Source organism: Pseudomonas synxantha BG33R (assembly GCF_000263715.2).
GTDB lineage: Bacteria > Pseudomonadota > Gammaproteobacteria > Pseudomonadales > Pseudomonadaceae > Aquipseudomonas > Aquipseudomonas synxantha_A.
Genome location: NZ_CM001514.1, coordinates 1083264 through 1093041, shown reverse-complemented (window position 1 = coordinate 1093041; position 9778 = coordinate 1083264). Strand labels below are relative to the sequence as shown.

10 protein-coding genes and 1 other RNA gene are annotated in these 9778 nt (G+C 60.3%); 7 read left to right on the top strand and 4 right to left on the bottom strand.

Features of this window, described 5'->3' with window-relative positions:
* Window positions 1-122: 122 nt before the first annotated feature.
* Window positions 123-476, bottom strand: an RNA gene (gene rnpB, locus PSEBG33_RS28275) — RNase P RNA component class A.
* Between the two features lie 95 nt (window positions 477-571).
* The gene (gene rsmI / locus PSEBG33_RS22120; protein WP_164699512.1) at window positions 572-1477 is read right to left on the bottom strand and encodes a 16S rRNA (cytidine(1402)-2'-O)-methyltransferase; all 906 of its coding nucleotides are present in this window, start codon (window positions 1475-1477) and stop codon (window positions 572-574) included.
* 176 nt (window positions 1478-1653) lie between these two features.
* Between rsmI and PSEBG33_RS22125 the strand changes: the two genes are divergently transcribed.
* From PSEBG33_RS22125 to PSEBG33_RS22140, 4 genes are all read left to right on the top strand, one after another.
* Window positions 1654-3465 (top strand): penicillin-binding protein activator, encoded by a 1812-nt coding sequence (locus tag PSEBG33_RS22125; protein WP_005784928.1) that lies wholly within the window; start codon window positions 1654-1656, stop codon window positions 3463-3465.
* The gene (locus tag PSEBG33_RS22130) at window positions 3465-3836 is read left to right on the top strand and encodes a YraN family protein (protein WP_005784926.1); all 372 of its coding nucleotides are present in this window, start codon (window positions 3465-3467) and stop codon (window positions 3834-3836) included. The genes PSEBG33_RS22125 and PSEBG33_RS22130 overlap by 1 nt, the downstream gene beginning before the upstream one ends.
* A 93-nt stretch (window positions 3837-3929) precedes the next feature.
* Complete coding sequence (locus PSEBG33_RS22135) at window positions 3930-4523, top strand: phosphoheptose isomerase (protein ID WP_032803260.1); 594 nt, start codon at window positions 3930-3932, stop codon at window positions 4521-4523.
* Window positions 4520-5101, top strand: coding sequence for a BON domain-containing protein (locus PSEBG33_RS22140; RefSeq protein ID WP_005784922.1), 582 nt, complete (start codon window positions 4520-4522; stop codon window positions 5099-5101). Before PSEBG33_RS22135 ends, PSEBG33_RS22140 begins: the two co-directional genes overlap by 4 nt.
* 69 nt (window positions 5102-5170) lie before the next feature.
* On the opposite strand, the gene PSEBG33_RS22145 is transcribed toward PSEBG33_RS22140, so the two are convergent.
* Together PSEBG33_RS22145 and PSEBG33_RS22150 are read right to left on the bottom strand one after the other, a co-directional pair.
* Window positions 5171-5941 carry an OmpA family protein gene (locus tag PSEBG33_RS22145; protein ID WP_005784920.1) on the bottom strand — a complete coding sequence of 257 codons (771 nt, stop codon included), beginning with the start codon at window positions 5939-5941 and terminating at the stop codon, window positions 5171-5173.
* Window positions 5942-6115: 174 nt separating this feature from the next.
* Window positions 6116-6760, bottom strand: a complete 645-nt coding sequence (locus tag PSEBG33_RS22150; RefSeq protein WP_005784918.1) for an MBL fold metallo-hydrolase — start codon at window positions 6758-6760, stop codon at window positions 6116-6118.
* 148 nt (window positions 6761-6908) lie between these two features.
* Here PSEBG33_RS22150 and PSEBG33_RS22155 point away from each other — a divergent pair, with 148 nt between their 5' ends.
* From PSEBG33_RS22155 to PSEBG33_RS22165, 3 genes are read left to right on the top strand one after another with little or no spacing between them, the layout of a single operon-like run.
* Window positions 6909-7499 carry a paraquat-inducible protein A gene (locus tag PSEBG33_RS22155; protein WP_005784917.1) on the top strand — a complete coding sequence of 197 codons (591 nt, stop codon included), beginning with the start codon at window positions 6909-6911 and terminating at the stop codon, window positions 7497-7499.
* Window positions 7496-8140 carry a paraquat-inducible protein A gene (locus tag PSEBG33_RS22160; RefSeq protein WP_005784915.1) on the top strand — a complete coding sequence of 215 codons (645 nt, stop codon included), beginning with the start codon at window positions 7496-7498 and terminating at the stop codon, window positions 8138-8140. The genes PSEBG33_RS22155 and PSEBG33_RS22160 overlap by 4 nt, the downstream gene beginning before the upstream one ends.
* Complete coding sequence (locus PSEBG33_RS22165; RefSeq protein WP_005784913.1) at window positions 8121-9770, top strand: intermembrane transport protein PqiB; 1650 nt, start codon at window positions 8121-8123, stop codon at window positions 9768-9770. The genes PSEBG33_RS22160 and PSEBG33_RS22165 overlap by 20 nt, the downstream gene beginning before the upstream one ends.
* Window positions 9771-9778: the final 8 nt, after the last annotated feature.

Genomic DNA, 9778 nt, shown 5'->3' with positions numbered 1-9778 from the left:
GTGATTTATTAAGAGTAAGATTTTTTTGGTATTACGAAGACGCATCTGCCAATGATTTGGCAGGGAGGGATTCTTGCGTTACTACCGGGTTTGCGCACGAGATTCGAACGCAAGGAAAAAAGGTGGAGAGTCGATCTGTAAGCCGGGTTCTGTCTTGAACAGTCATTCGTCTACGATGGCCATCACTGGACATCTTTAGCAACCTACCCGGTCCCAGCGCGGGCCACGCCTTGGGACCCTATTTGGTCTTGCTCCAAGTGGGGTTTACCTAGCCACGAACTGTTGCCAGTCGTGCGGTGCGCTCTTACCGCACCTTTTCACCCTTACCGGCACCGAAGCGCTTAGGCGGTTATTTTCTGTGGCACTTTCCGTAGGCTCACGCCTCCCAGGCATTACCTGGCACTTCGCCCTATGGAGCCCGGACTTTCCTCCCCCCCCTAATTTTCATAGAGGGCAGCGACTGTCCAATCGACTCTCCGCCGCGCAGGTTAACGGCACGACGGTCTGAGGACAAGTATTAAAGTGCAGCAGTGCCATCATGTTCGGACGAAATACAGATTCGACCCCGGAACTATTCAGCCTTCTGTTTATCGAGCGCCACTTGATACAACACGTTTTTGCGCACCCCGGTAATTTCTGCGGCAAGGGCAGCGGCACGCTTGAGCGGCATTTCCTTGAGCAACAGATCGAGGATGCGCATGGCTTCGCTGCCCACGGCGTCTTCATTCTCCGGCGCACTCCAGCCCGCCACCAGCACCACACATTCGCCCCGCTGCTGATTGCTGTCGCCCTCGACAAACGCTCGCAACGCCTCCAGCGGCAGCCCCTTGAGGGTTTCGAAGGTCTTGGTCAACTCCCGGGCCAGCAATGCCAGGCGCTCGCCGCCGAACACCAGTTCCATATCCTGCAGGCATTCAAGGATGCGGTGCGGAGCTTCGTAGAAGATCAGGGTGCGCGGCTCTTCCTTCAGGGCCTGAAGGCGTGCGCGACGGCCGACTGCCTTGGCCGGCAGGAAACCTTCGAAAATAAACCGATCCGACGGCAAGCCTGCGGCAGATAATGCGGCAATCAGCGCGCACGCTCCCGGAACAGGCACTACATTGATACCAGCGGCGCGTGCCTGGCGGACCAAGTGGTATCCCGGATCGGAAATCAACGGCGTACCCGCATCGGAGATCAATGCCACGTCATCACCGGCCAGCAAGCGGGTGATGAAACGGCTGCCTTCTTCGCGCTCGTTGTGTTCATGGCACGCCGCCAGTGGCGTGCTGATTCCAAAATGCTGCATCAACCGTTGGGAGTGTCGCGTGTCTTCCGCCGCGATCAATTTAACCTCGCGCAACACCTTCAGCGCCCGGGCACTGATGTCGTCCAGGTTGCCAATCGGCGTCGCCACCACAAAAAGCGAGCCAGCAGTGGAATTCAATGGACCTGGAGCAGTCAAAACGCACACCTCGATGGTTGGCAAAAGCCACATTGTAGCGCGTAGACGCCGTGAAAATATGCCATCACGGTGGATGCCGTTTCAGCCAGCACTGGTTAATCGCAACATTTGCACGACCTAAATCCATGGTTTCACGCCACTAACATCGCGCCTGGGCCAGTGCTTGGGTACACTTCCACGCTAATTTGATCGGTATCAGGAACACTTACATGATCGCTTGCCTGCGGCTGCTCTCCGCCCTCTGCCTCGCTGCCTTGCTGGCCGCGTGTGCCAGCTCGCCCTCGTCCAGCCTTGGCGACCTGCCACGGACCCCGGATGCCAGTATCGAGCAACTGCTCGAACAGGCAACGAACGCCAACACGCCGGAAAAGGCCGCCATGCTGCGCCTGAGTGCGGCAGACCTGGCCTACCAGCAGAACAATGCCGGCCGCTCGTCGCAGATCCTTGCGCAGGTGCCCCTGGACGTCCTCAAACCCGCCGCGCAGATATTTGCCAGCACCCTGGCCGCCGAACTGGCGATGACTCGCAACCAGCCCAAGGCGGCATTGGCGGCGCTGAACCATCCCAGCCTGCAAAGCCTGAAGGAGCTGCCGGCAGACCAGCAGATCCGCACCGGTACCGTGCACGCCCGCGCTTACGAAGCCGACGGCCAGACCCTGGCCGCCGCTCGCGAGCGGGTTGCCATGGCGCCGCTGCTGACCGGCGATGCCGCTGCAAGCAACCACGAAGCCATCTGGGTGCTGATTGCCGCGCTGCCGGCCGAACAGTTGCAGGCCACCGGCAACCCGACACTCGATGGCTGGGTGACCTTGGCCCAGGCGGTCAAGGGCGCCGGCACCCTGGAGCAACAACAGGCCGCTATCGATACCTGGCGCGCGCAGAACCCGGGCCACCCGGCAGCGGTGCAACTGCCGACGCCATTGACCAGGCTCAAGGAGCTGGCCAGCCAGCCCCTGAACAAGATCGCCGTGCTGCTCCCGCAGGAAGGCCCATTGGCTTCGGTCGGCAAGGCATTGCGAGAAGGTTTCATGGCGGCTCACTACCAGGCCGAACAGGCCGGGCAGAAGGCGCCGGTCATCGAGTTCTACGACAGCTCGCGCATGACCTCCCTCGACGACTTCTACGCCAAGGCCCAGGCCGCCGGCGTGCAATTGGTGGTAGGCCCGCTGGAAAAACCGCTGGTCAAGCAACTCAGCGCACGCCCGCAATTGCCGATCACCACCCTGGCACTCAATTACAGCGAGACTGATCAAGGCCCGGCGCAACTGTTCCAGTTCGGCCTGGCCGCTGAAGACGAAGCCCGTGAAGTATCGCGCCGCGCCCGTGCCGATGGCCTGCATCGCGCCGCAGCCATGGTGCCGCGTGGCGAATGGGGCGAGCGTGTCTACAAAGCCTTCCGCCAGGATTGGGAAGCCAATGGCGGCACTGTGATGGGCGTCGAGTATGTCGATCAGCCAGTGGCACTGGCCCAGCAGATCGCCGACCTGTTCCAGTTGCGTAAAAGTGAAGGTCGCGCCAAGAGCCTGCAAAGCACGGTCGGCACCGACGTTGCCGCCCAGCCTTCGCGTCGCCAGGACATCGAGTTCATCTTCCTGGCGGTCACCCCGCAACTGGCCCAGCAGATCAAGCCGACCCTGAACTTCCAGTACGCCGGCGATGTGCCGGTCTACGCCACGTCCCATGTCTTCAGTGCCAGCGGCGACCGCAACCAGTACCTGGACATGACCAACGTGATGTTCTGCGAAACCCCTTGGCTGCTTGACACCACCGACCCGCTGCGCAACCAGGTCGCCGCGCAATGGCCGCAAGCCAATGGCAGCCTGGGCCGCCTGTACGCGATGGGCGTCGACGCCTACCGCCTGGCGCCGCGCCTGGGCCAACTCAAGGCATTGCCGGACACCCGTGTCGACGGTCTCTCGGGCAACCTGGGCATCAGCGCCAACCAGCGCGTTGACCGCCAGATGCCATGGGCGAAATTCGTCGGCGGCGCCATTCAGCGCCTGCCCGATACCCCACGCTGATGCCCGAGCGGTCCAGCGCACAAAGCGGCAAGGATGCCGAACTTCAAGCGCTGAAATATCTGCAACAACAGGGTCTGCGTCTTCTGGCGCAGAACTGGTTATGTAAACGCGGCGAGCTTGATCTGGTCATGCTTGACGGCGATACAGTAGTATTCGTCGAAGTCCGCTACAGAAAACACGCACAATGGGGTGGCGCGCTCGCCAGTATCGACGGGCGCAAGCGTCAGAAACTGATACTCGCCGCGCAGTTTTTTCTGCTAAAAGAGCATCGCTGGGCTGACAGCCCCTGCCGTTTCGATGTGGTCGCCATAGAAAGCACACCGTCGGGTCCTGCTGATCTGAACTGGCTCAAAGATGCCTTCGACAGCTGACGCACCCGGCACCTTCACCACACACTTTTGCTCTTTGCATTGCGGGCTGCACATTACCTGTGCCAAACAGCCGCGCTACTTAAGGTCACACAGATGGACATGCAATCCCGAATTCGCCAGCTTTTCCAGGCCAGCATCGACACCAAGCAACAGGCGATGGACGTACTTGCACCGCACATCGAGCAAGCCAGCCAGGTCATGGTCCACACCTTGCTCAACGGAGGCAAAATGCTTTCGTGCGGCAACGGTGGTTCGGCTGGCGATGCCCAGCATTTTTCTTCCGAACTGCTCAACCGCTTTGAGCGTGAACGCCCGAGCCTGCCGGCCATTGCCTTGACCACCGACTCATCGACGATCACCTCGATCGCCAACGACTACAGCTACAACGAAATATTCTCCAAGCAGATCCGCGCCCTCGGCCATTCGGGCGACGTGTTGCTGGCGATTTCCACCAGCGGCAACTCAGCGAATATTATTCAAGCGATCCAGGCCGCACATGATCGTGAAATGATTGTCGTAGCCTTGACCGGTCGCGATGGTGGCGGCATGGCTTCGCTGCTGCTGCCTGAGGACGTGGAGATTCGCGTCCCGGCCAATGTCACTGCACGTATTCAGGAAGTCCACCTGCTGGCGATCCACTGCCTGTGCGATCTGATCGACAGCCAACTGTTCGGGAGTGAAGAATGACCGTTAACCGCCTCAGCCTTTTGGCCATCACGCTGTGCCTTGCCATCAGCGGCTGCAGCTCGGCAATCACCGCTACACGGGACACCCCCATCCAGGACGACCGCGGCACACGTACTTTCGGCAGCACCATTGATGATTCGCTGATCGAAACCAAGGTCAAGGTCAATGTCGCCAAGGCCGCCACAGACCTGGGCAACGGCGCCTCGCGCATCGTGGTGACCAGCTTCAACGGCGTCGTCCTGCTGGCAGGGCAAACCCCACGTGCCGACCTCAAGGCCCAGGCTGAACAAGCCGCTGCGGGCGTGCAACGAGTCAAAAAGGTCCACAACGAATTGCAGGTCATGGACCCGATCACCCTGCTGGCCATCAGCAACGATGCGCTGCTGACCACCAAGATCAAGGCGCAGATGCTCACCGACAGCGCGGTGCCGGGCTCGCGCATCAAGATCGTTACCGATAACGGCATCGTCTACATGATGGGCCTGCTGACCCAGGCCGAAGCGACCCGCGCCGCCAACCTGGTGCAGGGCGTGTCGGGCGTACAGAAGATCGTGAAGGTGTTCGAATACATCGACTGATGTAGACACACAGCCACAAAAAAGGGCGCCGTGCATTGACTGCACGGCGCCCTTTTTAGTGCCTAGCGTTTACTGGTATTGCTGGTACGGATTGCCTTGGAACTGGTTGTTCTGCTGTGGCGCCTGCTGCTGACCAGGCTGGCCGTATTGCTGGCCAGGGATCGGGCCGAGGTTGACCTCGACACGACGGTTCTGGGCGCGGCCATTCACGTCGGCGTTGCTGGCAATCGGGTTATCCGGGCCGGCACCGCGCGCGCTCAGGTTGGCACCATTGACGCCTTGGGACGTCAGGTAGTTGGCCACGCTCTGCGCACGGCGCTGGGACAGGTCCATGTTCAGTTGGCGGCTGCCGGTGCTGTCGGTGTAGCCGACGATCTGAATAGTGTTCTGGTTGAACTGCTTGAGGGAGTTGGCCAGGTTGTTCAGCGGCTGGTAGAAGCTGCTGGAGATCGCATCGGAGTTGGTGGCGAAGGTGATGTTGCCCGGCATGATCAGCTTGATCTGGTCACCCTGGCGCTGCACTTCCACACCGGTGTTGGCCATGCTTTCACGCAGTTTTTTCTCTTGCTGGTCGGCGTAGTAGCCATAGCCTGCAGCACCGGCACCCGCAACGACGGCGCCAATCAGCGCGCCCTTGCCACGGTTGTTATGATCGATGGCCGCACCGGCCAATGCACCGGCCAGCGCGCCGAGGCCGCCGTACTTGGCAGTCTTGCTCATACCGCTTTCAGAACCATTGCCGGCCTGTCCCTGGCTGCCGTCATAAGGATTAGGTGAGGCACAGCCAGACAACAGGGCTACGGCGGTAGCGACAACAAGCAGACGACGCGGAGTAAACATGAAGGGAGCTCCTACTTTTGCATTCTGTGATGCAGAGGACATTGGCAATGGACCTGTGCCGAGTTTGGAACGCGACAAGCGGCAAAAATTCCGTGGGCACGCAAAGCATAGCTGTCTTTGGCTCGAGCCTGTGCCTGCGTGTCTGTACCGACTTGTATCAGAGCCGACAACCCATCACGCACGCACGAAAGGGTTCTCTCGCATCTCATCGCCCAGCAACGTATCCGGCCCATGCCCTGTCACCACTGTCGCGCGCTCATCCAGCGTGTATAAGCGCTGCTTGATCGACCGCACGATCGTCGCCTGGTCGCCGCCCCACAAATCCGTGCGCCCAACGCCGCGCCGGAACAAGGTGTCACCGGCAATCAGCAGCTGGGCATCAGCAAACCAGAAGCTCATCGAACCCGGCGTATGCCCAGGGGTGTGCAAGGCAACACCGCATCCACAGGCCAATTCTTCATCATGTTCCAGCCAGCGATCCGGCGACGGCACTGGCACATAGGGCACGCGAAACATCTGGCATTGCATTTCCAGGTTGTCCCATAGAAATTGATCATCTTTGTGCAGGTGCAGCGTGGCTCCGGTTTTTTCTTTCAATTGGCCAGAGGCCAGGAAGTGATCCAGGTGAGCATGGGTGTGGATAATGCTCACCACCTTCAGACCCAACGCATCAAGACGCGCCAGGATCAATTCGTGATTGCCGCCGGGGTCGACTACGATGGCTTTTTTCGTGATCGGGTCGCCAATGATGGTGCAGTTGCACTGCAACGGGCCGACGGGGAAGGTTTCGCGAATCAGTGGTGGTTTTTCGGTAGTCATGAGTGTCCTGCAAGCTCTCTGGCGCGTTCCAAGTGCAGTATGGTGGAGGTGCCCCCACTCTGGAAGGGATCGATTCGGCGGTGTATCCGCTGCTAAGCTACACAAGCGCCATCCCCCGCTGCAGTCAGTCGCATTTGGAGCAACACCCATGGCGAATCAACAGATCATCTGCGAGCACTGCGACTGCGTGTACGAAAAGGTCACGCTCGCCAAACATCAAAAAGCCCTGTGTGTGCGGTGTTCGGGTGTGCTGCAGCGCTATAACGGCCTGTCGGTGCAACAACGCCTCGCGCTGACGGTGACCGCAGCAGTGCTGTGGACCTTTGCCAACTTTTATCCGGTGATGAGCATCAGCCTGCAGGGCTTGAAAAACAGTGCGACGCTGTGGGATTCGGTGGTGGCGCTGAGTCTGGGGCCGATCACGTTCATTGCGTTGGTGGCGGCGATCTCCATCATCATCGCGCCGGTGTTTCAGCTGGTCTTGCTGATCTGGGTTTTGAGTTTTGCCTTGGCCGGCCAGCGTTCGCCGGCGTTCAAACTGTGCATGCGCTGGCTGGAAGCGCTCAGGCCCTGGAGTATGCTGGAAGTCTGCCTGCTGGGCGCCATGGTTGCCGTGTTCAAACTGGCGGGTATGCTGGATGTAATCCCCGGTACCGGCCTGTTTGCCTTGGCCGCCCTCAGCCTGTTGCTGATCCGCATTGCCGGGCGCGATGTCCGCGACCTGTGGGACACCGTATGAATTCACCGCCCACCGCCCGCGAGCTCAACCTGTGCCTGTGCCATACCTGCGGCCAGGCCTGCGACATGCGCCTGGAGCCCACTGAATGCGAGCGCTGCGGCGCGCCCTTGCACCGGCGCAAAACGCAATCGCTGACACGCACCTGGGCCTACTTGCTCACCGCCCTCGCCTTTTACATACCGGCCAATTTGCTGCCGGTGATGAACACCACCATGCTCGGCTCCGGCGCAGACAGCACCATCATGAGCGGCGTGCTGGAGTTCTGGCAGCATGGCGCCTGGGACATCGCCCTGATCATTTTCATCGCCAGCATTGCCGTGCCGGGCATCAAGTTCTTGTCACTGGGGTTGCTGCTGATCACCGTGCAGCGCAACAGCCAGTGGGCGCGCAAGGAACGCTCAAAGCTGTTTCGGTTTATCGAGCTGATCGGCTATTGGTCGATGCTGGACGTCATCGTGGTCGCACTGGTGGCCGCGCTGGTTAAGTTTCAAGCCCTGGGCACGATCGAACCGCGCCTGGGCATTCTGTTTTTTGGCTTGGTGGTGGTATTTACCATGCTCGCGGCCATGAGTTTTGATCCCCGGCTAATCTGGGAAAACCCACATAACGAGGAGACCTCGGATGAGCGCATCCAAGGCTGACACCCCTGCGGGGCAACCCGCGATCAAGACGCGTCGCTTCAGTGTCTCACTGGTCTGGATCGTGCCGATTGTCGCAGTGCTGGTGGGGATCTCGCTGGTGATTCACAGCGTCATGCAACAAGGGCCGACCATCGTCCTCAACTTCAAGACCGGCAGCGGGCTGGTCGCCAACAAGACCGAGGTCAAATACCGCAATGTGGTGATCGGCCAGGTGACCGCCGTGGCCTTGAGCGGTGACCAGAAAAGTGTCAACGCCACCATCGAGCTGTCCAAACAGGCCGAAAGCTTCACCCGCGAAGACTCCAAATTCTGGGTGGTGCGCCCACGTATCGGCGCAGGCGGCGTATCCGGTATCGACACGCTGCTGTCCGGCGACTACATCGGCGCGGATATCGGCCAGTCCGAAACCCGCGCCAAACATTTCACCGGCCTGGAAAACCCGCCACCCATCACCTATGGCGAGCCTGGCAAGCGTTTCACCCTGCACACGCAGACGCTCGGCTCCCTGGACATCGGCTCGCCGGTCTATTACCGCAAAATCCCGGTAGGCCAGGTGGTGGCTTATGAGTTGGACAGCGAAGGCAAGGGCGTGAATGTCGAAGTGTTCATACACGCACCCAATGATGGGTATGTGACCGAGAACACGCGGTTCTGGAATGCCAGTGGTGTCGATCTGAGCGTCGGCGCCAATGGCTTTGCACTGAAGACCGAATCGGTGTCGTCCATGCTGATGGGCGGGATCTCCTTCCAGGCCCCACCCTACAACCCCAACGACAAGCCGGCTGAGGAAAATCGCGGCTTTGAATTGTTCGAAGACCAGCAAAGCGCCCTCGCCCCGCCCAATGGCAAAGGGCAATACATGGTCCTGCGCTTTGATCAGGCCCTGCGTGGGCTGAAAGTCGACGCACCGGTGGAGTTCCTCGGCGTCGAGTTCGGCAAGGTGGTGTCGATCAATCTGGATTTCGATGCGAAGAAACGCAGCTTCCCGGTCAATGTCGGCATCGTGATCTACCCGCAACTGCTCGGCGCGGCCCACACCAAGCTGCTCAAGGCCATGCACAACAACCCTGACGATGAGGCGGCCGGCGTGCGCCTGATCGGCAGCTTCATTGAAAACGGCCTGCGCGCCCAGGCCCGCAGCGGTAACCTGCTGACCGGCCAGTTGTACATCGCCCTGGACTTCTACCCCAAGGCCGAGAAAGTGGCGTTCGATCCGAACCAGCGCCCCGTGGGTATTCCCACCATCCCGGGCAACCTGGAACAACTGCAGGAGAAGTTCGAAGGTATCGTCAACAAGCTCAGCCAACTGCCGGTCGAGCGGATTGCCGGCAACCTCGACGCCAGCCTGGTCGAACTGCGCAAGGGCCTGGCGCAATTCAACGCCAAGACACTGCCGGGTGTGCAGACGACACTGGCCGACGTGAGCAAGACCCTGCAATCGGCCAGCTCAACCCTGGCAGAAGACTCACCCCAGCGTGAACAACTGACCCAGACCCTGGATGAACTGGCACGCATGTCGCGCTCCTTGCGCGAGCTGTCCGATTACCTGGGCCGGCATCCGGAGTCGCTGATTCGCGGTCGTCCTGATAACGCCGCGCCGAACGACCTGCAAGGGCCACCCCGCAAATGACCATTGGA